Origin of the sequence: Cryobacterium sp. TMS1-13-1, assembly GCF_004403125.1 — a bacterium.
Lineage (GTDB): Bacteria > Actinomycetota > Actinomycetes > Actinomycetales > Microbacteriaceae > Cryobacterium > Cryobacterium levicorallinum.
Genome location: NZ_SOGX01000010.1, coordinates 735844 through 758310 on the forward strand (window position 1 = coordinate 735844; position 22467 = coordinate 758310).

22 protein-coding genes are annotated in these 22467 nt (G+C 66.0%); 7 read left to right on the forward strand and 15 right to left on the reverse strand.

The genetic code is table 11. The features are described 5' to 3' along the window. Nucleotides 1-387 precede the first annotated feature (387 nt). Nucleotides 388-2427 (forward strand): DUF222 domain-containing protein, encoded by a 2040-nt coding sequence (locus tag E3T31_RS12800; RefSeq protein ID WP_134469021.1) that lies wholly within the window; start codon nt 388-390, stop codon nt 2425-2427. A 157-nt stretch (nt 2428-2584) separates the two neighbouring features. Here E3T31_RS12800 and era read toward each other — a convergent pair whose 3' ends face one another. From era to hrcA, 8 genes are all read right to left on the reverse strand, one after another. Beyond that, on the reverse strand, nt 2585-3502 hold the full coding sequence (gene era, locus E3T31_RS12805) for a GTPase Era (RefSeq protein WP_092448506.1): 918 nt from the start codon (nt 3500-3502) through the stop codon (nt 2585-2587). Further along, a complete protein-coding gene (locus tag E3T31_RS12810; RefSeq protein WP_174844877.1) occupies nt 3499-4830 on the reverse strand; it encodes a hemolysin family protein in 1332 nt (443 codons plus the stop codon). The genes era and E3T31_RS12810 overlap by 4 nt, the downstream gene beginning before the upstream one ends. Then, on the reverse strand, nt 4830-5294 hold the full coding sequence (gene ybeY / locus E3T31_RS12815) for an rRNA maturation RNase YbeY (protein WP_092448504.1): 465 nt from the start codon (nt 5292-5294) through the stop codon (nt 4830-4832). Before ybeY ends, E3T31_RS12810 begins: the two co-directional genes overlap by 1 nt. Beyond that, complete coding sequence (locus E3T31_RS12820) at nt 5291-6307, reverse strand: PhoH family protein (protein WP_134469353.1); 1017 nt, start codon at nt 6305-6307, stop codon at nt 5291-5293. Before E3T31_RS12820 ends, ybeY begins: the two co-directional genes overlap by 4 nt. Before the next feature lie 55 nt (nt 6308-6362). Beyond that, a complete protein-coding gene (locus E3T31_RS12825; protein ID WP_134469023.1) occupies nt 6363-6740 on the reverse strand; it encodes an HIT domain-containing protein in 378 nt (125 codons plus the stop codon). A 51-nt stretch (nt 6741-6791) separates the two neighbouring features. Then, nucleotides 6792-7532 (reverse strand): 16S rRNA (uracil(1498)-N(3))-methyltransferase, encoded by a 741-nt coding sequence (locus E3T31_RS12830; protein WP_134469024.1) that lies wholly within the window; start codon nt 7530-7532, stop codon nt 6792-6794. Between the two features lies 1 nt (nt 7533). After that, nucleotides 7534-8640, reverse strand: a complete 1107-nt coding sequence (dnaJ, locus tag E3T31_RS12835; RefSeq protein ID WP_134469025.1) for a molecular chaperone DnaJ — start codon at nt 8638-8640, stop codon at nt 7534-7536. Nucleotides 8641-8723: 83 nt separating this feature from the next. Beyond that, complete coding sequence (hrcA, locus tag E3T31_RS12840) at nt 8724-9743, reverse strand: heat-inducible transcriptional repressor HrcA (RefSeq protein WP_134469355.1); 1020 nt, start codon at nt 9741-9743, stop codon at nt 8724-8726. A gap of 238 nt (nt 9744-9981) precedes the next feature. Here hrcA and E3T31_RS12845 point away from each other — a divergent pair, with 238 nt between their 5' ends. Both E3T31_RS12845 and E3T31_RS12850 read left to right on the forward strand, forming a co-directional pair. Beyond that, the gene (locus tag E3T31_RS12845) at nt 9982-10455 is read left to right on the forward strand and encodes a DUF4870 domain-containing protein (RefSeq protein WP_134469026.1); all 474 of its coding nucleotides are present in this window, start codon (nt 9982-9984) and stop codon (nt 10453-10455) included. 171 nt (nt 10456-10626) lie between these two features. After that, nucleotides 10627-11034, forward strand: a complete 408-nt coding sequence (locus E3T31_RS12850; RefSeq protein WP_241977891.1) for a DUF4870 domain-containing protein — start codon at nt 10627-10629, stop codon at nt 11032-11034. 9 nt (nt 11035-11043) lie between these two features. Here E3T31_RS12850 and hemW read toward each other — a convergent pair whose 3' ends face one another. The 3 genes from hemW to lepA are packed head-to-tail and all read right to left on the reverse strand — an operon-like array spanning nt 11044 to nt 14794. Continuing rightward, a complete protein-coding gene (hemW, locus tag E3T31_RS12855; RefSeq protein ID WP_134469027.1) occupies nt 11044-12267 on the reverse strand; it encodes a radical SAM family heme chaperone HemW in 1224 nt (407 codons plus the stop codon). A gap of 20 nt (nt 12268-12287) precedes the next feature. Then, a complete protein-coding gene (locus tag E3T31_RS12860) occupies nt 12288-12938 on the reverse strand; it encodes a DUF1990 family protein (protein ID WP_134469028.1) in 651 nt (216 codons plus the stop codon). Between the two features lie 5 nt (nt 12939-12943). After that, a complete protein-coding gene (lepA, locus tag E3T31_RS12865) occupies nt 12944-14794 on the reverse strand; it encodes a translation elongation factor 4 (protein ID WP_092448495.1) in 1851 nt (616 codons plus the stop codon). 102 nt (nt 14795-14896) lie between these two features. Here lepA and E3T31_RS12870 point away from each other — a divergent pair, with 102 nt between their 5' ends. Together E3T31_RS12870 and E3T31_RS12875 are read left to right on the forward strand one after the other, a co-directional pair. After that, nucleotides 14897-15118 (forward strand): TraY domain-containing protein, encoded by a 222-nt coding sequence (locus E3T31_RS12870; RefSeq protein ID WP_134469029.1) that lies wholly within the window; start codon nt 14897-14899, stop codon nt 15116-15118. Nucleotides 15119-15128: 10 nt separating this feature from the next. Beyond that, nucleotides 15129-15401 carry a type II toxin-antitoxin system RelE/ParE family toxin gene (locus E3T31_RS12875; protein WP_134469030.1) on the forward strand — a complete coding sequence of 91 codons (273 nt, stop codon included), beginning with the start codon at nt 15129-15131 and terminating at the stop codon, nt 15399-15401. 13 nt (nt 15402-15414) lie between these two features. Here the strand turns inward: E3T31_RS12875 and E3T31_RS12880 are convergent, their stop codons facing one another. Then, the gene (locus E3T31_RS12880; RefSeq protein WP_134469031.1) at nt 15415-16377 is read right to left on the reverse strand and encodes an amidohydrolase family protein; all 963 of its coding nucleotides are present in this window, start codon (nt 16375-16377) and stop codon (nt 15415-15417) included. A gap of 50 nt (nt 16378-16427) precedes the next feature. On the opposite strand from E3T31_RS12880, the gene E3T31_RS12885 reads away from it, so the two are divergent. Together E3T31_RS12885 and rpsT are read left to right on the forward strand one after the other, a co-directional pair. Next, a complete protein-coding gene (locus tag E3T31_RS12885; RefSeq protein ID WP_134469032.1) occupies nt 16428-17156 on the forward strand; it encodes an alpha/beta fold hydrolase in 729 nt (242 codons plus the stop codon). Between the two features lie 373 nt (nt 17157-17529). Beyond that, nucleotides 17530-17793: a 30S ribosomal protein S20 gene (gene rpsT, locus E3T31_RS12890; RefSeq protein ID WP_092448491.1), complete on the forward strand. Its 264-nt coding sequence runs from the start codon at nt 17530-17532 to the stop codon at nt 17791-17793. A gap of 262 nt (nt 17794-18055) precedes the next feature. Here rpsT and holA read toward each other — a convergent pair whose 3' ends face one another. The 3 genes from holA to E3T31_RS12905 are packed head-to-tail and all read right to left on the reverse strand — an operon-like array spanning nt 18056 to nt 22416. Beyond that, entirely contained in the window at nt 18056-19111 is a 1056-nt protein-coding gene (gene holA, locus E3T31_RS12895; RefSeq protein ID WP_241977893.1) for a DNA polymerase III subunit delta, read from the reverse strand. A gap of 39 nt (nt 19112-19150) precedes the next feature. Continuing rightward, entirely contained in the window at nt 19151-21727 is a 2577-nt protein-coding gene (locus tag E3T31_RS12900) for a ComEC/Rec2 family competence protein (RefSeq protein ID WP_134469034.1), read from the reverse strand. Beyond that, nucleotides 21724-22416, reverse strand: a complete 693-nt coding sequence (locus E3T31_RS12905; protein WP_134469035.1) for a helix-hairpin-helix domain-containing protein — start codon at nt 22414-22416, stop codon at nt 21724-21726. The genes E3T31_RS12900 and E3T31_RS12905 overlap by 4 nt, the downstream gene beginning before the upstream one ends. Nucleotides 22417-22467 lie beyond the last annotated feature (51 nt).

Below are 22467 nucleotides of genomic sequence, written 5' to 3' on the forward strand. Positions count from 1 at the left end.
GACCAGAGCTCGGCCGCCGCATCGCCAACCAGTTCGGCGCCGCATTTGCGGCACGGGGCCGTTTTCGGGATCCGTCGCAGCTAGGCGTCGGAGACGCCGGATCGTAAATTCTGTTCACGAGGCTGGCTGCTTTTGAGCGCAAGTCGCTGTTCCTGAATGATGCGGCCACCGCAGGGCTGCCCGGTAGGTTCAAACCTTCCGCATGGGCGGACTGCGCGCGAGCCTGGTACGGGAGCGCCGCGTGGGAGCGGCCTGTGAGGCAAAAAACCGCGATCAAACGGCTCTTAAAACATTTCTTTGGGTATTCTTTGCGAGTTTTCGCCGATTTAGTGCTTGTATGCGTGATTTTTCCTCGGGAATGTCGGTGGTCGGGTGTTGGGTTGAATTATGAACAACGTGGCGCTGGAGCTCACCCGGGTAGCGGCCGCTGTCGCCGCGCTCGGTGGCTCCAGTGCCGAGTTCGGCGGCCTGTCCGATGCGGCGGTGCTCGCGGCGCGTGGTCCGATCGCCGACCTGTTGCGGCTGAGCAATACGGTCGCGGCGTTGCTGGCAGGCACGATCGCGCGCAGGTCCAGGCCGGAGTTGGGTCAGTCGGGGTTGGCGGCGCGGTACGGGTTTGGTAACCCGACGCTGATGGTGCAAGACGCTACCGGGCTGAGCCGCATGGAGGCCGGCCGACTGCTGGCCGTGGGCGTACTGATGAACGACACCGAAACCGCTGAACGGCGGGCGGCCGATGCTGCCCGGGAGGCTGAGCTGGCCGCGCAGGTTGCCGCCGAAGCAGCGGCGGAAGCCGAGCGGGAGGCTGCTCGTGAGGCCGCACGGGAGTCGGAGCGGGCGGCGGCGTGGGCGAAGTTGCACCCGGATCTGCCGCCGCTACCCGTGGCCGTGCCCCGCCCGCTGCCGTCAATCGTGCCCGTGGTTGTGGTTGAGCCGGTGGTGGTGCCGTGGCAGGCGCCGATCATGCACGCCGTGGCCGACGGTACGTTCTCGCCCGGCGTCGGTGACGCCGTGCTGCGCGGGCTGGGCACCCTGGATCAGGCGATCACGGCCGAGAAGCTCGCCGCCGCGCTGCGAGTGTTGCTGGTGCAGGTGCCGGGGATGAATACCGAGCAGGCCTTCAAGCGGGCGCGGCGGTTGCGGGATGACCTGGACGCGGCGGGTATTCTGGCGCGGGAGAAGCAGGCCCGGGATGACACGACGTGGTCGTTGTGGCGGCGGGCCGACGGCATGGTGACTCTGCACGCGCTGTTGGCGCCGGAGCAGGGCGAAATGTGGATGGCGACGTATGACGCGCTGACGAGTCCGCGTCGCGGCGGGGTACGGTTCGTCGATCCGGAACGTGCGGGGTGGGCGCAGCGCGTGAAGGACGACCCGCGCACCCTGGACCAGATCGCCGCGGATTCGTTCACCCAGCTGCTCAAGCTCGGCGCTGACGCCGACCCAAACATCATGTTCGGCGGCCGCCGTCCGGTCGTGCAGATCATCGTCACCGAACACGACTGCCCCACCACCACCCCCGACCCAACAGCCCGCTCGGCCGCTGGCCCTGCAATCACAACGGGACCAGCCACTGGCCCTGTCCGCGCAGATGGCCCGGTAACCGGGTCGGGCGCGCCGACTAGCACAGCACCCGCTCCGGTCGCATCGACCGCCCCGATCGCGCCAGAGGCCCAGGCGACCGGGAGCACAGGGACCAGCGGTAGCACCGAAAACCCTGCGAACGCTCGGGGCGCCGACAAGGCGCCGAGTGACACAGTGGCGGGCAGCGGAACGGGCCGGATGGCGGCCCCCGGGCGGAGCACTGAAACCACAAATTCTACCGAACGCGCTAGCTCCCACCCCGTTTTCGGCTACCTCGAAGGAAACCCGGCGCCGGTGTCGGCAGAGACGATCGACCGGCACCTCTGTGACACCGGCTACCTCGGCATCTTGTTCAGTGAGTCCGGGCAACCACTCAACGTTGGACGAGAAGAACGTCTCTTCAACCGCGAGCAACGCCGGGCCCTCGCCGCGCGTGACGGCGGATGCCGCTGGCCCGGCTGCGACCAACCACCGTCGTGGACAGAAGCGCATCACATTGAATTGTGGTCTGATCTGGGACTTTCCAACATCAACTTCGCCATAATGCTCTGTGCGCACCATCGCCTGTTGCTGCACAACCGACATTGGAAGATCTATCTCCAGGGTGGCGAGTACTGGCTGCAACCCCCGGTCGAGATCGACCCGGAACAGACTTTGATCTACCTGCCCAGCAAGAACCCGCTCCTGCAGGCACCCGAACAGCTTGACCTTCCGACGCAGGCTACCCCCGCGGCTGGTCGAGCAGATCGCGGCAAGTTACGGGATGGCGGTCTCGACGGGCTCGACCAGCGCACGGGGGACTACCCGCGACCGGGCTACCCAAACGACGACTACCGAAACTGACCCTTCGCGTTGGCTGGTGTCCTGCGGCTGCTGCCGCCAGCTGCGCGTTACGGGGTTTCGGCCTCGATCGCTCGTTCCTCGCGCCTCGCGCCTCGACCAGAAAGACTCGCTGATCGAGGCACGAGCCTGCGAGCGATCGAGATCCGGTTGCGATGCGTTAGAAGCCGAGGCGCCCGAGCTGCTTCGGGTCGCGCTGCCATTCCTTGGCGATCTTCACCCGCAGCGACAGAAAGACGCGCTTGCCGACGAGCGGTTCGATCTGTTTACGCGCGCGGGTACCGACATCCTTCAGCCGGCTGCCCGACTTGCCGATGATGATGCCCTTCTGGCTGTCTCGTTCGACGAACAGGTTGGCGTAAATCTCAACCAGTTCCTGGTCGTCACGCTCGATGATGTCGTCGATGGTCACGGCGATCGAGTGCGGCAGCTCGTCGGTGACGCCCTCGAGGGCTGCCTCGCGAATGAACTCCGAGATGCGCGACTCGAGGGTCTCGTCGGTGACGGTGTCGGCTGGGTAGAGCGGGGCATCCGCATGCGGCAGCAGGCGCAGGAGTTGGGTCGCCAGGGTGTCGAGCTGGATTCGGCTGGTCGAGGAGATCGGAACTATGGCCTCCCAATCCCGCAGCTGGGAGACGGCGAGCAGCTGATTGGCGACGTTGGTCTTGGAGGATGCATCAATCTTGGTGACGATGGCGACCTTTTTGGCCCGCGGGAAGGCATCCAGTTGCTCGTTGATGAACTTGTCTCCCGGGCCGATCGGCTCGTTGGCCGGGATACACAGGCCGATCACGTCGACGCCGGCCAGGGTTGCCGTGACCAGGCTGTTCAGGCGCTCGCCGAGGAGGGTGCGCGGGCGGTGGATTCCGGGGGTATCGACCAGAATGAGCTGGCCGTTCTTCTGGTGCACGATGCCCCGAATGGCGCGGCGGGTGGTCTGCGGCTTCGACGAGGTGATCGCGACCTTCTCCCCCACGAGTGCGTTCGTCAGGGTGGATTTTCCCACGTTGGGGCGTCCCACGAAGGACACGAATCCCGCTCGGTAATCGGCGGGGTGCGCCGGTGTTGCTGCGGTCATGACCGTTCTCCTTCATCATCAGACACTGTGCTACGGTTCGTTCCCGTGAGAAATGCGGTCTGCGCATCAATCAGCGCTTCGTCGCGCTCCACCAGCACGGTGCTGATGCGCTTACGACGACCTTCGGTGCGTTCGGCGGTGAGGTTCAACCCGCTCACCGAGGCGACCGAACCGGCGACGGGCAGTCGCCCGAGCGCCTTGGCCAAAAGGCCACCGACCGAGTCAACATCATCATCATCGAGCTCGAGGCCGAAGAGTTCCCCGAGCTCGTCAACCGGCAGTCGGGCGCTGACCCGAAAATGCCCATCGCCGAGGTCTTCGAACTCGACCACGTCGCGGTCGTACTCATCCGAGATATCGCCGACGAGCTCCTCGATCAGATCCTCGAGGGTGACCAGTCCGGCGATGCCGCCGTATTCGTCGACGACCATGGCCAGGTGGTTGGACTCGAGCTGCATCTGCCGCAGCATATCGTCGGCTTTCTTGGATTCCGGCACGAACACGGCCGGACGCGCGAGTTCAGCGACCGTCAATTGCAGGGCATTGATCGGGCGTTCAAAGACCAGCCGGGCGACATCGCGCAAGTAAAGAATGCCAGCGACATCGTCGACCTCGCCACCCCGAACGGGCACGCGCGAGGTACCGCTGCTCAGGAACAGGCCCATGGCCGCGTCGATGCTCGCGTCGGCGTCGATGGTGATCATATCGGTGCGGGGGATCATGACCTCCCGCACAACCGTGTCGCTGAACTCAAAAATCGAGTGGATGAGCTCGCGGTCGTCCTCCTCGATCACGTCGAGTTCGGTGGCCTCGTCGACCATGCTGAGCAACTGGTCTTCGGAGGTGAAGGTCGCCAGCTTAGTACGGCCGGGGGTGACGCGGTTTCCGAGGGCGACCAGGGCGTTCGCGATCGGTCCGAGCAGAACGCGCGCAACATGCACGAGCAGCGCGGTGGCCGTCAGCAGTGCGACCGGATGCGCCCGCCCGACACTGCGCGGACTGGCACCGACCAGCACAAACGAAACCGAGGTCATGATCAGCGCCGACAGCAACAGCGCGAGCCACAGAGCCTCGATGGTGGTCGCAAAGACGAGGGTCACCAGGACCGCCGCCGTGGTCTCGGCGGTAATGCGAATGAAGTTGATCGCGTTCAGGTGCGCGCCGGTGTCCTCGGCGATGGCGCGGAGCGACCGTTTCGCCCGCCGCGTCGGCACCAGGCCGGCAATATCGGCCCGGGATTGGGTCGTGATCGCCGCGTCGACGGCGGCCATCAAGCCGGCAAACACGACCAGAATCACGGCCGCGTAAATAAACCACACGATGTGCATCAGGGGCGTTGTCGTTCCTGCATGGCAAAACCGATGAGGATGTCGCGCTGAATGCCAAACATTTCCTTCTCTTCGGCCGGTTCGGCGTGGTCGAAGCCGAGCAGGTGCAGCACGCCGTGCGTGGTCAGTAGCAGTAGCTCATCGAGGGTGCTGTGCCCGGCGGTTTCAGCCTGCTCCTTGGCGACCTGCGGGCAGAGCACGATATCGCCGAGCAATCCGGGCGGGGTCTCCTGCTCCTCGGTACCGGGGCGCAATTCGTCCATCGGAAAGCTCAGAACGTCGGTGGGGCCGGGCTCATCCATCCACTGCACGTGCAGCTGTTCCATGGCGCCCTCGTCGACCAGCACAATGGCGAGTTCGGCGTCGGCGTGCACGTGCATGGTGTCGAGCGCGAAGGCAGCGAGGCGCTGAATGGCGGCCTCATCGACCGGGATGGTCGACTCGTTGTTGATTTCGATGCTCAACTGGCACTCCGTTTCGGGTTGCGGCCGGGCGCATTGGAACTGCGCTGGGGGCCTTGAGTAGCAAATGCGCGCGCTTCGGCGCTCTCCTGACGGAGGGCCTGCTTCTGCGCGTCGTACTCGGTGTAGGCATCGACGATGCGCCCGACGAGCGAGTGCCGCACGACATCGGCACTGGTCAAATACGAAAAGTGGATGTCGTCGATACCGTCAAGGACGCGGGTCACCAATTTCAAGCCGCTGCTGCCGGCCGGCAGGTCGATCTGGGTGACATCGCCGGTGATAACCATCTTGGAGCCGAAGCCAAGGCGGGTCAGGAACATCTTCATCTGCTCGGGCGTCGTGTTCTGGGCTTCGTCGAGCACGACGAAGCTTGCGTTCAGGGTGCGACCGCGCATGTAGGCGAGCGGCGCGACCTCGATCGTGCCGGCCGCGAGCAGTTTGGGGATCAGTTCGGGGTCGAGCATTTCGCCGAGCGCGTCGTAGAGCGGCCGCAGGTAGGGATCGATCTTGTCGGTGAGCGTGCCGGGCAGAAAGCCGAGCCGTTCGCCGGCCTCTACGGCCGGGCGGGTCAGGATGATGCGCTCGACCTCTTTGTTCTGCAGGGCTCGCACCGCCTTCGCCATGGCGAGGTAGGTCTTGCCGGTTCCGGCCGGTCCGATGCCGAACACGATCGTGTTGTCGTCGATCGCATCGATGTATTCTTTCTGGCCGATCGATTTGGCCCGAATACTCTTGCCACGGGCGGTCAGAATTGGGGCGCCGAGCTGAGCGGAGGGGCTCACGGAACTGTCGGCGGCCAGCATCCGTGCCGCGGTGGCCACTTCGGTCTGGCCGAGGTCGTGGCCGGTGCGCAGGGCCAACTGCAGCTCCTCGATCAGGCGACGCACGGCCTCGACGTCGTCGGCCGAGCCGCCGAGCGTCACGTCGTTGCCGCGCACGTGCACGTCGACCTTCGGGTAGGCGGCCTCGATGGTGTTCAGGTAGCGGTCTTCGGGACCGAGCAGGCGCACCATGGCGACGCCGTCAACGGTGAAGCGCAGCTCCCTGTTGGAGTCAGCTTTAAAAGGATCAGAGGGCGCCAAGCGAGTCCTCCCCTAGGTGATCAGACGCTTCGGGGCTGCCGAGCACGTGCGCGTGCACGTGGAAGACCGTCTGGCCGGCGGCCGCCCCGGTGTTGAACACCAGACGGAACTGTCCGTTGGTGCGTTCGGCCGCGATCTGCTCGGCCACGGCGACGAGTTCGGCGAGCAGGGTGGGATTGCCGGCGGCGAGCTCGACCACGTTCTGATACTGAGGGTCTTTCGTGGTGACAACAACGTGCACCGGGGCTTTGGGTGCAATGTCGAGGAAGGCGATGATGTGCTCGGTTTCGGCCACGATCGTCGCCGGAATCTCACGCGCGATGATGCGGCTGAAAATGGTCGGTTGGGCGACGGAAGAAGACATACCTCTATCTTAAGCGGCGCTATCAGCGGCACGCACTACCAGCGGCACGCTCTACCAGCGACCCAAAGTCGCATTGAGGATTGCGAGGGCGGCTGGCCCCGCGGTCGATGTGCGCAGCACGGTGTCGCCGAGGCGTACCTGGCTCGCGCCGGCCTGCTCGAGCAGGAGCAGTTCGGCCGGCGTTATTCCGCCCTCGGGGCCGACGACGAGCAGAATGTCGCGGTCGTCGGTGGGGACGGCCACCTCGGTGAGGCGACCGGTCGCGGTCGGGTCGAGCAGCAGCATCCGTGTCGTGGCGGCCAAAACGGCCAGCTGCTTGGTGCTGGTCAGCTGGGCGACATCGGGCAGCCAAGCTCGGATCGACTGTTTGCTGGCCTCACGCACGATGCTGCTCCAGCGTTCGTGGCCTTTGGCGATCTTCGCGCCGTCCCACTTGGTGATGGAGCGGGCTGCGGACCACGGGATGACGCCGTCGACGCCGAGTTCGGTGGCGGCCTGAACGGCCAGTTCGTCCCGGTCACCCTTGGCGAGGGCCTGCACCAAGCGGATGCGCGGCGTCGCCGCCGCCGTCTCGCTCGCGTCATCGACGAGGAGGGTCAACTGCAGAGCGTCCGCCGTCAGCACGGCTCCCTCCAGCAGCAACCCGGCCCCATTACCCAGGCGGAGCCGGTCCCCGGGGCGCACCCGGCTCACCGTGACCGCGTGCCGCGCCTCGGCGCCGTCCACGGTGACCACCTGCCCCGGGCGGCACTGCGCCGCCCGGAGCGTTTCCTGCAGGTAGAAATGTGCCACGTCAGCCGAGGAACCGGTCGCGCAGCTTCGCGAACAAGCCCTGCTGGTACTGGCTCAGGGTCGGTGCCGGAGCCGCGTAGCGGGCTGCGAACTGTTCGATCAGGTCGCGTTCCTTGTGGTCGAGCTTGGTCGGAGTGAGCACGTGGATGCCGACCTTGAGGTCGCCGCGGCCACTGCCGCGCAGCTTAGTGATGCCGCGATCCTTGATCGTGAGTACCTCTGAGCTCTGCGATCCGGGGCGAATCTCCACCTCGATGTCACCGTCAAGAGCCTTGACGGTGACGGTGGTGCCGAGAATCGCACTGGTCATCGGCACGTCGAGCGAGCACATCAGGTCGTCGCCGTCACGGCTGAACACGTCGTGATGGCGCACCTTCATCTCGAGGTACAGGTCACCATTGGGACCGGCAGCCGGGCCGGCTTCGCCGCTGCCGGGCATCTGCAGGCGCAGGCCGGTGTCGACGCCGGCCGGAATGTCGACCGGAACGGTGCGGCGGGCGCGAATGCGGCCCTGACCGGAGCAGGTCATGCACGGGGTGGCGATGATGGTGCCGTAACCGCGGCAGGAACCGCACGGGCTTGACGTCATCACGTTCCCGAGCAGGGAGCGCACGGCGCGCTGGATGCTGCCCGTGCCGTGGCAGATGTCGCAGGTGATCGGCGAGGTGCCGGGCGCACAACAGGAGCCCTTGCAGGTCTCACAGACGATCGCCGTGTCGACCTCCAGGTCGCGGTGCGTGCCGAAGATGACCTCGTCGAGGTCGAGGTCGACTCGAATCAGGGCGTCCTGGCCGCGTTCGCGGCGCGAGCGCGGACCACGGCTGCTGCCGCCGCCGCCGCCGAAGAAGGTCTCGAAGATGTCGCCGAAGTTGCCGAAGTTCTGCCCGTCGAAGCCGCCGTTCTGGCCGCCGCCCTGGTCGTACTTTTGGCGCTGCTTGGCGTCGCTCAGCACGTCATAGGCGTGCGTGATGCTCTTGAACCGTTCGGATGCTTCGGCGCCGGGGTTCACGTCGGGGTGCAGCTCGCGGGCGAGGCGACGGTAGGCCTTCTTGATTTGGTCGGTGGTCGCGTCGCGGTCAACGCCAAGCGCTTCGTAATGGTCAGCCAAAGGTGGCTCTCCTTGATTTTTTGATGATGGTTGTTCGAAATGGCACAGAGCCTAAATGGCACAGAGTCTAAATGGCACAAAGTTCAGGTCTCGCCGAGCAGGCGGGAGAGGTACCGGGCGACGGCGCGTACGGCCGCCATATTGTTGGAATAGTCCATGCGGGTCGGCCCGAGCACGCCCAGCCGGGCCAGGTTGCCGCCTGCGGTATAGCCGCTGGTCAGCACGCTCGCTTCCGGCAGGCCGAAGGCCGCATTCTCCCGGCCAATACTCACCGAAACGCCGTGCTGGTCGGTCTCCATCTCGCCGAACAGCCGCAGCAGCACGACCTGTTCTTCGATAGCTTCGAGTACCGGATAGATGCTGCCGGAGAAGTCGTCTTCGGTGCGCACCAGGTTTGCGGCCCCGGCCATGACGAGCTTCTCCTGACGGTTGGCTCCGACCTGGTCGGCGACGGTTCGCGTGATCAGGTCGACGATCGGCTGCAGCGCCGGCGATCCCGGCCAGACGCTCGCGGCGAGGGCGACGCTCGCCTCGGCCATGCCCAGTCCAACGACCGTGACATTGAGTCGGGCGCGCAGTTCGCCGAGCGTCTGTTCGTCGAATGCCCGCGGCAGGTCGATGACCCGCTGCTCGACCCCGCCAGAATCGGTGATCAGCACCGACAGGATGCGCGTCTCGGTCAGCGGCACGAACTCGATGTGCCGAACCCTGGCGCGGGACAGCGAGGGGTATTGCACGAGCGCGACCTGGTGGGTGAGCTGCGAGAGCAAACGCACGCTGCGCACGAGGACCTCGTCGAGGTCGGCAGAGTGACCCAGGAAAGTTTCAATGGCCTGACGCTGGGCCGGGGTCAGCGGACGCAGGTCGGCCAGATGGTCGACGAAGACCCGATAGCCCTTATCGGTCGGGATACGCCCCGAGGAGGTGTGCGGCGCCGCGATCAGCTCTTCTTCTTCGAGCAGGGCCATGTCGTTGCGAATGGTCGCGGCGGAAACACCGAAGGAATGCCGGTCGACGATGGATTTGGAGCCGACGGGTTCGCGGGACGCGACGTAGTCCTGCACGATGACGCGCAGCACATCGAGCCCACGGTCGGAAACCATTTCGCCCGCCTTCCTCTTTTTCCGGTCCAGCTTCAATTGAGCGGATGCCCCGGGTCGGCGCGCCTCGAGCACGCCGGAACGCAGGTTTGCCGGCACGTCGTTGGCACTCGCATCCACTGACTGCCAATACTATCGCGACCGGCCGTGTTCCGGCTGAGCGCACCCATTGCCAGTATCGCGAACCGAGCGTTTAATTACCGCTATACGCTCCTTCCGGAGTTCAGTGAAAGGCACGATCATGAGCGATCCACAGGCACAACCTCCCGGTGATTCCAACTACCGTGACCCTAATGCTGGGCAGCCGCCGTATGGCCAGCAGCCCGGTACGGGCAGCCCATACGGCCCCCCTACAGCCGCAGCCCCACTCTCGGAGGCCGACGACCGGCAATGGGCCTCGTTTGCGCACCTCGGCGGCATCCTGAGCTTTCTTCCGTCGCTGATCATTTGGCTGGTCTTCAAGGACCGCGGCCGCCTCACCAATACCGAGGCGAAGGAGGCGCTTAACTTTCAGATCACCCTCGTGATCGGATACGTCGCAATAAATGTCGTCTCGTTCATCCTGGCGATCGTCACCTTCGGAATCGGCGGCCTGCTCATCGGCCTGACCTGGCTGCTCTGGGTGGCCGGAGTCATCTTTTCGATCATTGGGTTTCTGAAGGCCAAGGACGGCCAGAACTACCGGTATCCGGTCGCGATTCGCCTGATCAAGTAGCGCGCGGCCCGGTCCAATACGCATCTCGGACGGTTAGTCTGGAGGGGTCTGGCTTGGCTTGTCCGACCCCACACAGTGCTATTGCACGCAATGGTTCTTCCCTGGATGTCGTCGGCAACCCATCGCCAGATCCACCGCGTCCAGACCGACCACGCTCGAACAGGAGACCGCATGTCCGAGAACGATTCACGCACAAATCCGTATGAATCCACCCCGCCGCAAAACCCGTACGCGCAGAGCGTCCCGCCGACGCCGATGAGTCCGGCCGACGAGAAGATGTGGGCGACCCTGATTCACGTCGGCGGCATCCTCTTCGCCTTTGTTCCCGCACTCATCGGCTATCTCGTGCTGCGCGATCGTGGGCCGTTCGTTCGTGCCCACAGTGCGACGGCTTTGAACTTTCAGATCACCCTGATGATCGTCTATGTGGTGGGCACCGCGTTGACGGCGATCCTGATCGGCTACCTGATTGTGCCGGTGGCCTGGGTGCTCGGCATCATCTTCTCGATCCTCGCCGCACTCGCGGCCAACCGCGGCCAGGGGTATTCCTACCCGCTGACCATCAGATTTTTCAGCTAGCGCACGCTCTTAGTCGCTCAGCCGCCGCACCACGGCGTCGGCCAGAAGCCGTCCGCGCAGGGTCAGTTCAATGGTCCCGGCGAGGGCAGCTTTGGCGTTGACGAGCTCGTCCGCGATCAGGCCGGCCACCTCTCGGCGTCCGTCCGCTGACAGCGATGCGACCGGGATACCGGTGCGGATGCGGCTCTGCAACAGGATGCCCTCGAGTTCGCGGGTGGGCGCGTCGAGCGTTTCGCGACCGGCTGCCGGGGACAGGCCGCCGAGCATCCGCTCTGAATAGGCTGCGGGATGTTTGACGTTCCACCAGCGCACCCCGCCGATGTGGCTGTGGGCGCCGGGGCCGATGCCCCACCAGTCCTGGCCGGTCCAGTAGGCGAGGTTGTGGCGGGAGCGGTGCACGTCGCTCGTAGCCCAGTTGCTAACCTCGTACCAGTCATAGCCGGCGGCGGCGAGCAGTTCGTCGGCGAGTTCGTAGAAGTCGGCCTGTTGGTCGTCGTCGGTCGGGGCGATCTCGCCGCGGCGAATCTGCCGCGCGAGTTTGGTGCCGTCTTCGACGATGAGCGAATAGGCGCTGAGGTGGTCTGGGTGCAGGCTGAGCGCCTGTTCGAGGCTGGTGCGCCAGTCGGCGAGCGACTCTCCCGGCGTGCCGTAGATGAGGTCGAGGCTCACGTCGAGGCCGGCGGCGCGGGCCCAGTCCACCACGAGGGGCACCCGCTCCGGGTCGTGGGTGCGTTCCAGGGTCGCCAGCACGTGCGGCACCGCGGACTGCATGCCGAAGGACACCCGGGTGAAGCCGGCCTCGGCGAGGGCGCCGAGGTAGGCGGCATCGACCGAGTCGGGGTTCGCCTCGGTGGTCACTTCGGCGTCGTCGGTCAAGCCCCACTGGTCGCGCACGGCGCCGAGCATTTTCGCAAGGTCGGTGACCGGCAGCAGCGTGGGAGTGCCTCCCCCGAAGAACACCGTTGCCACCGGGCGTTCGGGCACGCCCGATGCGGTGAGGATGCGGCTGGCGGCCTCAACCTCGAGCACGGCTTGGCTGGCGTAGTCGCTCTGCTTGACGCCGCGCAGTTCGGTCGCGGTATAGGTGTTGAAATCGCAGTAGCCGCAGCGCACCCGGCAGAACGGCACGTGCAGGTAGACGCCGAAATCGCGTTCAGCGGCGTTGACGGCTGCCGAGGCCGGCAGAAGGCCGTCGTCGGGTGCCGGGTCGCCGATGGGGTGGGGTCCGGCCATGGGTGGTGCTCCAGTACGTTCTATTTGATCGCACCCGCGGGGTGCAAAGCCCGCAGATACAACTTGGTGAATTTGGCCTGCTGAAAGCGCAGCACCGGCCAGGCCAGTCGGTAATACCAGGTGCTCGGCCGCGAAAAGGAGCGGATCGTCAACCAAACCGAGTCGTCCTCACGGTGCTCGACGATGAACGATTCCTCACCACTCTCCGGGTGACCGGCCAGGGTACCGTAGGCGAACCCGATGCGGGCGGCCTCGTCGATCACGTAGACGACCCGCACCGGCGCGGTCACGTGGATCGGTCCAACCCGCATCTGGAGTGTGGCCGTCATACCGTTCGCAATATACGGGGTGCCATCCTCAGCGAAGGTCGCTTCATTGACCGGATGCTGCTGCCCACCCGCCGGCGTGCCGTCGGGTTGAAAAGTCACCGGCGTGTACTGCACGCCGGTTCCGTTTTCGAGGTCGGTCACCTCCATGCCGCTGCCGCGCTGGATTCCCCACGTCATCAGCAACTTCGTCGCGGCTTCAAAGCGTTCCGGCGAACTGCCGAGCCTGACGCTCTGCTCCATCGGCCGGTAGCCCTTGGGCGGATAGCTCATCAGGTCGGGCGCCAGCGTACCGCCGATGGCAGCGTAGCTGACGGCGGCGTCGGTGAAGGTGGCCCTGCGCATCCGCTTTACTTCTTGTCTTTGGTCTCGATGTCGCCGCTGAGCGCGGCGATGAAGGCTTCCTGCGGCACTTCGACCCGGCCGACCATCTTCATGCGTTTCTTGCCCTCTTTCTGCTTCTCCAGCAGCTTACGCTTGCGCGAGATGTCACCGCCGTAGCATTTGGCCAGCACGTCTTTACGCATCGCCGAGATACTTTCGCGGGCGATGATGTGCGCGCCGATCGCGGCCTGAATGGGCACCTCGAACTGCTGGCGCGGAATCAGCTTGCGCAGGCGCCCGGTCATCAGCGCGCCGTAGGCGTAGGCCTTGTCCCGATGCACGATGGCAGAAAACGCGTCGACCTGTTCGCCCTGCAGCAGAATGTCGACCTTGACCAGGTCGGCCTCCTGCTCGCCGGAGGGTTCGTAGTCGAGCGAGGCGTAGCCGGCGGTGCGGCCCTTGAGCATGTCGAAGAAGTCGAACACGATCTCACCGAGCGGCATCGAGTAGCGAATCTCGACCCGGTCTTCGCCGAGGTATTCCATACCGAGCAGGGTGCCACGGCGGCTCTGACAGAGCTCCATAATGACGCCGACGTAGTCTTTCGGCGCGAGAATCGCGGCCTTGACCATGGGTTCGAGCACCTTGGCGATTTTACCGGTGGGGTACTCGCTCGGGTTGGTCACCGTGATGGTGCGCTTGTCGTCGGTGGTGACCTCGTAGGGCACGCTCGGCGCCGTGGTGATGAGGTCGATGTTGAATTCACGTTCGAGGCGTTCGGTGATGATCTCGAGGTGCAGCAGGCCGAGAAACCCGCAGCGAAATCCGAAACCGAGGGCGACGGATGTCTCCGGCTCGTAGCCGAGGCTGGCGTCAGACAACTTGAGTTTGTCCAGTGCTTCGCGCAGCGCCGGATAATCGCTGCCGTCGATCGGGTACAGGCCGGAGAACACCATGGGCTGCGGTTCGTCGTAGCCGGGCAGCGCGTCGGTAGCCGGGCGCACAGCGGTCGTGATGGTGTCGCCGACCTTGGACTGGCGCACGTCTTTCACACCGGTGATCAGGTAGCCGACCTCGCCGACCTTGAGGCCCTTGCTCTCCACGGGTTCGGGCGAGATGACGCCGATCTCGAGGATCTCGTGGGTCGCCTTGGTCGACATCATCTGAATTTTTTCGTGGGCCTTGAGGTGGCCGTCGATCATGCGCACGTAGGTGACGACGCCGCGGTAGCTGTCGTAGACCGAGTCGAAAATCATGGCGCGAGCGGCGGCATCCGGGTTACCCTTCGGCGCCGGAATCATCGTCGTGGCGAGGTTCAGCAGCTCTTCAACACCGGCGCCGGTCTTGCCGGAGACACGCAGCACGTCTTCGGGGCGTCCGCCGATGAGGCTCGCGAGTTCGCGGGCGTACTTCTCCGGATCGGCGGCCGGCAGATCGATCTTGTTGAGCACCGGAATGATCGTGAGGTCGTTCTCGAGGGCGAGGTAGAGGTTGGCGAGGGTCTGGGCTTCGATGCCCTGGGCCGCGTCGACCAGCAGAATGGCGCCCTCGCAGGCGGCGAGGCTGCGGGAGACCTCGTAGGTGAAGTCAACGTGGCCGGGGGTGTCGATCATGTTGAGGGCGTAGGTGACGCCGTCCATTTCCCACGGCATGCGCACGGCCTGGCTCTTGATGGTGATGCCGCGTTCCCGCTCGATGTCCATGCGGTCCAGGTACTGGGCCCGCATGGAACGCTCGTCGACGACGCCGGTGATCTGCAGCATCCGGTCGGCGAGGGTCGACTTGCCGTGGTCGATGTGGGCAATGATGCAGAAGTTGCGGATGAACTCGGGGGCCGTGGCGGCCGGTTCCAGCGCGTGAAGGGCTCTCGGTGACATAGTTCGTCTATTCTTCCATGCTCGGCCGTGTTGTACCGTCTCCACACTGGTACCGGAGACATCCGACGCATACAATACATGTATCGCAGAGAGGATTTTTTCATGGCCATTTCGATCAGACTCTCACCCAAAGACGAAGCCCGGTTGCAGGCCCTCGCCACGAAGACCGGTCGCTCCAAGACCTTTTACGTGCGCGAAGCCATCCACGAGCACTTGGACGACCTCGAGGAGCGTTACTGGGCCGACGGGGTGATTCGAACATGGGAGGCGTCGGGCAGAGAAACGCGTCCGGCAGCCGAGCTCTGGGTTGAACTCGGCCTATGAGCCATCGCGCATGAAACGCTGGCGGCTGGAGACCACGCCGGAGTTTGACCGTGCAGCACGTAAAATCGACCGCCAGTCGCTCCGACGCATCAAGGACTACCTGGACGATATTCTCGAACTCGACGACCCGCGCGACCGCGGCAGGGGGCTGACCACGAATCTCTCTGGTTATTGGCGTTATCGAATCGGAGACTATCGAGTGATCGTCGAATTCCACGACGACGTGCTCGTCATCGTTGCGATCGGACTCGGTCACCGATCCGACATCTACCGAAACGACTGACCCTGGCCCCGGGTCAGGCTGAGGCGCGGTCGGCTCGTTCGACGACCTGGCCGAAGCCGTCGCTGTGCCGGTAGACCGGGGTGCCGTCGATGAGCACCAGTTCTGCGCGGGAGCCAAGGTCGAGCGGGTCGCCAGACCAGATCACGACGTCGGCGTCGAGGCCAACGGTGAGGGATCCGACCCGGGAGTCGAGCCCGAGAATCACGGCCGGGTTGACCGTGAGGGCCTCGAGCGCCGTCTGCGCCGGCAGCCCTTCCTTCACGGCCGGGGAGGCCTGGTGCACGTGCTGGTCCCAGGCGAGTTCCCCGGAGAGTACCCGGGCCAGGGCCTCCTGGCCGAGGTCGCGGGTGAAGGTATCGCCCTTTTCGGCGGCGGCATCGCGCGCCTGCACGTAGTTCCGGGCATCGACGACGGCCTGGCGGATGATCAGACTGACGCCGAGGCGGGTGCTCGGGGTCTGCTTCTTCTCACCGTAGATCCGCTTCGGGTTCTCTCCGCGGGCTCTCTTGATGCTCACCGAGTCGCTGATCACCTGCTCGTCGATGGTTCGACCGCCCGAGCTCTTGATTGCAACCGACTGGCCGCCGATCGGATTGCCGGAGCCGGGCTTGACCACGATCGTGCTGACTCCGCCGGAGATCGCGTCGCGAAAGCCCTCGTCATCGGTGTTGATGGCGTCGATGGCACGGACAGCGGTCATGTTCGGGCCGGTCATTTCGTTGGTGTCGTTGCCGGCCCATCCATTCGCCGCTTCGTGGATTCCCACGTGGCCGTGCGCCTCGATGAAGCCGGGCAGCACCCACCTGCCGGTCGCATCGATGACCTGCGCGCCGATTGGAACGGTCAGGTCGGCGCCGACAGCGCTGATGCGACCGTTCTCGATTAGCACGGTGCCGTTCGCGATCGTTTCGCCGATTACCGGCACGACGCGAGCATTGATGATGGCGGTCAACGTGGTCGTGAGTGCAGATGTCATCGCTCCAGCCTCGGCATGCGCTGTGATCGGGGCTGACTAGGCTCGCGGGCATGGAGATTCCCGAGTCACGCGTACCAATTTTGCTCGTTCACGGTATCCGTGCCTCGGCCACGATGTGGCGGTATCAGGAGAAGAAGCTGCGTGCCGCCGGGCACCGGGTTCTCGCGATTGATCTGCCCGGCCACGGGCAGCGGATGACGGAGCCGTTCACGGTGCCGGCCGCGCTCGCCGCCATCGACGACGGGGTGGCGGCGCTCGGTGGCAGTGTGCTGCTGGTCGGGCTCTCGCTCGGCGGCTACTACGCCGTCGCCTATGCCGCAGAGCACCCCGATCGAGTAGCCGGGCTGATCGCTGCCGGCTGTAGTGCAGTTCCCAGGGGCGCTTTGCTCGAGGGGTATCGGCTGCTGGCCCGAATGATTCACCGCCTGCCCGATCGGGGCTTGTGGCTGCACGAGGGTCTGGCGCGCCTCCTTCTACCTGCGGCCGGGGCGCGCGATGTACTCGCGGGCGGCGCCGCGCTCGACGTGATGGATTCCGGCCTGCAGGCGACCTCGACGCTGACTCCCCTGGCCAGCCTCGCGGCGTATCCCGGCCCGGTCTGGTTGGTCAACGGTGCGCTCGATCACTTTCGGCTGGACGAGCGGCGCTTTCTCTCCGCCTGCCGCAACGGGACGGTCGTCGTGGTGCCGGGAGCAACGCATCTGTCGAGCCTGGCCCAGCCGGAGCGCTTCACGGCGATCCTGTTGGGGGTCGCCGGACAGGTGTCGCGGGCAAACTGAGGCCGCGGCATCCGCTTGCCGCGGCATCCGCTTGCCGCGGCATCCGCTTGCCGCGGCCGAGCTGGGTGCCCGAATGCACTCATGGCACGCCGCACCCGCGTGAGCGCGCCCGATACCGGTGCGCGCTACGGCAACCGGCGTAGCGGTTACCCACATTGGGCGCGGTCATGCGCACGGAGGGTGCAGCGGCATCCGCTCGCGCGAGTGAAAAGGGGTTTCCACCGACCGGGCGGGTTTTGGGGCGGGGCGAATTGCTGGTAGCGTTAGTGGTTGGCTTGCGTGTTGGGTCCCACCCCGCACGATTTTCGCCGCAGAAGCGCCCTCTACCGCTGAGCGGCTGTCCGTACTAGAACCTAACGAAAGCGTAAAAAACGTGGCAAATATCAAGTCGCAGATCAAGCGAATTGGCACCAACAAGAAGGCCCAGGAGCGTAACAAGGCCGTCAAGAGCGAGTTTAAGTCCGCTATCCGCGCGACTCGTACCGCAATTGCCGCTGGTGACAAAGACAAGGCCGTCGTCGGTCTCGCCTTTGCCTCCAAGAAGCTCGACAAGGCCGTCAGCAAGGGTGTAATCCACCAGAACCAGGCTGCGAACAAGAAGTCCGCCATCGCGAAGGCTGTCGGCGCACTCGTCTAATCGACGCTGGATCCACCCGCACCTGGTGTCTGCGTCGGCTCGTGAGAGCGGATGCTGCACCTCGTGGCACATAAGCCCCCGCCCCTCGGCGGGGGTTTTTGTGTCCCTGGCAACCCGTCCGGGCAGCAGTGGCGCTGTCCCTGGGTCTCGAATTGACCACAAACTCTGTGACGCAGTGGTCCATTACTCGGCGTGTATTGCGGTCAACCGCGCAGGTTGAACCAGGCTCAGCAGCCCCGAGACCCGCTCGTTGCCGGTGGCGCTAGCCCTCGCCGCGGCGGGCGATCACGCCGATGAGTCGCTCGAGAGCGTAGACCGGGTCGCGACCCGCACCCTTCACCGCGGCATCCGTTTCGGCGAGCACGAGGATGCAACGGGCAAGGCCCTCGTCGCTCCAGCCGCGCAGGTCCTTCTGGGCGCGCTCCACCTGCCAGGGGGCCAGACCGAACTGGGCACCGAGCTGGGCAGAGCCGCCGCGGGCTCCGAAGACCTTCGCCATGGTGCGAATCTTCATGGCGAAGGCCGCGACGATCGGCACCGGATCGGCCCCGGAGGTGAGGGCGTGCCGCAGGGTGACGAGGGCCTCGCCATTGCGGCCGGCGATGGCCCAGTCTGCGACCTTGAAGGCGTTGGTTTCAACCCGACCGCCGTAGTAACGGTCGACCGTGGTTTCGGTGACCTCGCTCGTCGCGTCCGCGATGAGCTGCTGGCAGGCGGCGGAGAGTTCGGCCAGATCGTCGGAGAACGCGGCGACAAGCTGCCGCAGCGCACTCGCGGTGACGCGTTTGCCGGCTGCCTTGAACTCGTTCGACGCGAATTCGTACTTCTCGGTGTCTTTCTTGAGCTCGGTACAGACCACCTCGATGGCCCCACCGATTCCGCTGCGAATGGTGTCGAGCAGCTTCTTGCCCCGTACTCCCCCGCCGTGTCGCAGCACGACGTAGGTGTCGTCGGCCGGGTTCTCGAGGTAGTCGAGCGCCTCGGCGAGAAAGGTGTCGCTGCACTTCTCGACGTTGCTGACCCGAATCAGCCGCGGCTCGCCGAACAGGGACGGGCTCGCCAGGGTGAGCAGCTCACCGGGGGCGTAGCTGTCGGCCTGCACGTCGCTGATTTCAAGACTGGGATCTTCAAGTTTGAGAAAGTCGCGGAGCTGACGGATGGCGCGTTCCGCGAGAAACGTTTCGGTCCCCGAGACGAGCACGATCGGTGCCGGACGCACCTGGTGCCAGCCGAGCTGGGGAATGACGGTGCCCTTGGCCGCGCGGGCGGGGGCTGCCTTGCCGGAGCGGGAGCCGGTCGTGGCGGGTCGTGCGGCCAAAGCGCTCTCCTTGGGTGTCATGCGGGTGGTCGATCAAGCCTAACGCGCACGACTGACCCTCCCGGCAGCATCCGAGGCAGCCGTCGGCGGCGCGGGCGGCCCGCGGTCGGTGATCTTCTCCGTCCAGAGCACGAGGGTGCCGTTGTCCCCTGGCGCAACCACCGCCATCCCCTCCCGGTCGGTGCGCACGGTCACGGTTTTCACCGAAGCGAGAATGTTGAGCAGCGCGTCGGTGGGATGCCCGTAGGTGTTTGTCGCGCCGACCGAGATCAGCCCCACCCGGGCCCGCAGCTCGGCGTACAGCTCGGGGCTCTGATCGGCCGAGCCATGGTGGGCGACCTTCACGACGTCGACCCGGCCGGGCGGCGAGACCCGCCGCAAGGCATTCTGCGATTCCTCGCCGAGATCCCCGAGAAAAATCGAACGGATGCCCCGCCCTTCGAACACAATGGTGATGCTTCCCGGGTTGCCCGCCTGCATCGTCGTGGCTCCACGGACGGGCCAGAGTATGTTCCAGCGCAGTCCGCCCAGCGTGCCGGCATCACCCCGAGCCGTCTGACGCACGACGGCTCCACCAGCGGCGAGACGCTCGTGCAGGCGTTCGTCCTGCGCGTTCTCCGGCTGCCCGACCAGGGCGGTATCGACCTTGCCGATGACAGCATCCAGCCCGCCGATATGGTCGAGGTCGTAGTGGGTAAGTACGAGCAAATTGATGCGACTGATGCCAAGGGTCGCTAGGCAGCTCGCGAGCAGTTTCGGGTCGGGACCGACGTCAACCAGACCGTACCGATCACCGTCGCGCACGACGACGGCGTCGCCCTGCCCAATATCGCAGGCCGCAATCTGCCAGTTCGCCGGCAAGGAGGCGGCCCGGCCGATTCCGGTGCCGATCAGCGACCCGGCGTAACCTCCGAAGCCGACCAACAGCACGGCGAGGACCGCCGCCGGCCAGCGGGCGGGGCGAGCTGCCGGGCCGCGCAGGACGACCACGAGCGTGAGCAAGGTGACGACTGAGAGCAGCAATACGCCGGGCACTCCGCCGGGCCACGGCAGGCGGGTGCCCGGCAGCGTCGACGTGGTCTGGGCCACGGCGGCGATCCACGCCGATGGCAGCCAGGCCAGGGCGAGCAGGCCCGACGCTACGCCCGGGAGCACCGGCAGGGTCAGGCAGGCGATCAGCCCGACCACCGTGGCGACCGGCGCGGCGGGACCAGCGAGAATGTTGGCCGGCACCCCGTACAGCGGCAGGCTGGGGCTCAACAGAATGAGCACGGGCTGGCAGGCCAGTTGGGCGGCCAGGGGAATGGCAATGACGGCGGCTAAGGCCAGCGGCATCCACTGGCTGAGCAGCCGGCTGAGCGGACCGGCCAGAATGAGGAGCCCCGCGGTCGCGAGCACGGACAGCGCAAAGCCGTAGTTGCGGGCCAGCCACGGGTCGCTCGCGAGCAGTCCGATCACCACGATGAGCAGGGTGGGCACGCCTCGACCGGGCCGGCCGGCGCCGATCGACGCGAGAGTGAGGGTGGCCATGACCGCCGAGCGCAGCACGCTCGGCTCGGGTGTGACCAGCACGGTAAAGCCGAGCAGCGTCGCCAGTGACAGCAGAATGCGCCAGCTGCGACCGAGCCGCAGGTAGCCGCCGAGCAGCATGATCGAGGCGATGACGATGGCACAATTGGCGCCGGAAACGGCGGTCAAGTGGCTCAGGGAGCTGGTTTTCATGGCTTGATCGAGGTCGGGGCTGACCGCGCTCGTGTCGCCGATCGCCAGGCCGGGGAGCAGGTCTCCCCCGTCACCGGGGAGGCTCGTCGCGGCCGCCGCGAACCGAGCGCGGAGCTCGTTCGCCCACTGCAGCCACCAGGGCGGAGACTCGGCTACCTGAGCGGGGTCGGTGGCAAACAGCAAGGCAACCGCCGCGTCACCCGGATCCGTCGGGCGCAGGGTGCCGCGCAGGCGCAGGCTGGTGCCGATCTCGGGTTCGTCGCCTCCCCCGGCCGCCTCGGCGAACACCACCACCGGGGTCGACACCCTCGTCGATTCGCCGCGCAGGTCCAACTGCGTGAGCGTGGCCCGGTAGCGCACCCGCCCCGACGTACCGCCGCCGATGAAAGCTTTGGCTGGTACCGGAACCGACCAGACGGTGACCGCGACCGTGAGCGTCGCGTGCGACTCCGCGGCGGCGCGCACCTCCGGCGGCAGGCGCACCGGCGCCCATACCCCGACGGCAGTGGCGACAAGAGCCGCCGCCGCGCAGCAAAGCACGATGCTGCCGCCCAGCGTCTGCCAGCGGCCGCCCGGCCGAGGTGACGTTCCGGGGGTAGTACGACCCCGCCGACGGGACGCTGCATTCTGCTCCAGGACCCGCCGAGCAGCACGACCGCTGGCCAGCACAGCGCTCGCACGATCGGTTGCCGATCGAACTGGCTGCGGCGCATCGGCCCCCAGCACGACGGAATGCACCGGCATGCGTTTCATCACGAGGATGCCGGCCGTCACCCCGGCCGCTGCCCACAGGACCAGGGCGATGGACCAGGCGCCCTCTGGCGCTCCGATCAGCAGCCCTGCAGTGAGCCACGCGGCCAGGGCCGGAAGCGCCAGCCGCAGGTCGAGGCTCATACCGTAATGAGGTCTTTGAGCGCCTCGAACGTTTTATCGCCGATTCCCGTGACATCGCGCAGGCCGTCCACGCTGGTGAATCGCCCGTTAGCCGTGCGAAAGTCGATGATGCGCTGTGCCATGGTTGGGCCGATGCGGGGCAGGGAGTCGAGATCGGCGAGCGTCGCCGAGTTGAGGTTGACCTTGGCGGCGGGCGCGCCAGCTCCCCCGGAGACGGCCGCCGCTGGGACGCCCGGCGGCACCTCGCCCTGCCGCGGCACGTAGAATTGCTCGCCATCGCTCACGACCCGGGCAAGATTAACCCCGGCAGGGTCGGCCTCGGCGCTCAGCCCGCCGGCGGCGGCGATCGCATCCATGACCCGGGCGCCGTCCCGCAACTCGAACAGGCCGGGCCGGGCGACCGCCCCCAGAACGTGCACGAAGATGATCGCGTCCGTGGCAGAGTCATTCGGCGCTGTGCTCTCACCGGCATCAAACGGCTCGAGGCTGCCGCCCGTGGGGATCGATAGCGTTTCCGAGCCGACCGTGCGCTGCCCCGCCTGCTGGCCCACCGCCGACACGATGACGGCGACCACGAGGGCGAGCAGCAGGAGCACAACGGCCGCTCCCACGCCGACTCGCAGTCGGGGACGTCCCCGCGCGGCCGGAGCGAGGCGCTCCAGATCGAGGGGGAACCGGTCGGGCTGCATGCTCGCAGGCTAGGCCGCGCGACGCATCCGTTTCTGGTCGGATGCCCCATC

Coding starts and splice junctions, on each gene's coding strand:
- E3T31_RS12800 (WP_134469021.1), top strand. CDS start 388: ATGAACAACGTGGCGCTGGAGCTCACCCGGGTAGCGGCCGCTGTCGCC.
- era (WP_092448506.1), bottom strand. CDS start 3,502: ATGACCGCAGCAACACCGGCGCACCCCGCCGATTACCGAGCGGGATTC.
- E3T31_RS12810 (WP_174844877.1), bottom strand. CDS start 4,830: ATGCACATCGTGTGGTTTATTTACGCGGCCGTGATTCTGGTCGTGTTT.
- E3T31_RS12820 (WP_134469353.1), bottom strand. CDS start 6,307: ATGGTGCGCCTGCTCGGTCCCGAAGACCGCTACCTGAACACCATCGAG.
- E3T31_RS12825 (WP_134469023.1), bottom strand. CDS start 6,740: ATGTCTTCTTCCGTCGCCCAACCGACCATTTTCAGCCGCATCATCGCG.
- hrcA (WP_134469355.1), bottom strand. CDS start 9,743: ATGGTTTCCGACCGTGGGCTCGATGTGCTGCGCGTCATCGTGCAGGAC.
- E3T31_RS12845 (WP_134469026.1), top strand. CDS start 9,982: ATGAGCGATCCACAGGCACAACCTCCCGGTGATTCCAACTACCGTGAC.
- E3T31_RS12850 (WP_241977891.1), top strand. CDS start 10,627: ATGTCCGAGAACGATTCACGCACAAATCCGTATGAATCCACCCCGCCG.
- hemW (WP_134469027.1), bottom strand. CDS start 12,267: ATGGCCGGACCCCACCCCATCGGCGACCCGGCACCCGACGACGGCCTT.
- E3T31_RS12860 (WP_134469028.1), bottom strand. CDS start 12,938: ATGCGCAGGGCCACCTTCACCGACGCCGCCGTCAGCTACGCTGCCATC.
- lepA (WP_092448495.1), bottom strand. CDS start 14,794: ATGTCACCGAGAGCCCTTCACGCGCTGGAACCGGCCGCCACGGCCCCC.
- E3T31_RS12870 (WP_134469029.1), top strand. CDS start 14,897: ATGGCCATTTCGATCAGACTCTCACCCAAAGACGAAGCCCGGTTGCAG.
- E3T31_RS12875 (WP_134469030.1), top strand. CDS start 15,129: ATGAAACGCTGGCGGCTGGAGACCACGCCGGAGTTTGACCGTGCAGCA.
- E3T31_RS12880 (WP_134469031.1), bottom strand. CDS start 16,377: ATGACATCTGCACTCACGACCACGTTGACCGCCATCATCAATGCTCGC.
- E3T31_RS12885 (WP_134469032.1), top strand. CDS start 16,428: ATGGAGATTCCCGAGTCACGCGTACCAATTTTGCTCGTTCACGGTATC.
- E3T31_RS12900 (WP_134469034.1), bottom strand. CDS start 21,727: ATGAGCCTCGACCTGCGGCTGGCGCTTCCGGCCCTGGCCGCGTGGCTC.
- E3T31_RS12905 (WP_134469035.1), bottom strand. CDS start 22,416: ATGCAGCCCGACCGGTTCCCCCTCGATCTGGAGCGCCTCGCTCCGGCC.